The following is a 237-nucleotide window of genomic DNA, read 5'->3' as shown; positions in this document are numbered from 1 at the left end:
AGCTAGTGCATCGGCGCGAAGCCGCGACCTCGAACGAGATGTGGCAGGCCGATCATACCGTTCTCGACATTCTCGTGCTCGATGATGCCGGAACCCCGGTGCGTCCTTGGCTGACCGTCATCGTTGACGATCACAGCCGAGCCATCGCCGGTTACTTCCTCAGCCTCGATGCCCCCAGTGCCCTCAACACGGCGCTCGCCTTGCGGCAGGCGATCTGGCGCAAGCCCAATCCCGAAT

Annotated in this window: 1 protein-coding gene; it reads left to right on the top strand. The window is 62.9% G+C overall.

Features of this window, described 5'->3' with window-relative positions; all coding sequences use genetic code 11:
- Nucleotides 1-237: integrase catalytic domain-containing protein (locus tag AC0L15_RS33315; protein ID WP_473498441.1), on the top strand; the 237-nt coding region annotated here is incomplete at both ends.

Source organism: Mesorhizobium sp. WSM4846 (assembly GCF_055811415.1).
This window is presented reverse-complemented; position numbering and strand designations above follow the sequence as displayed.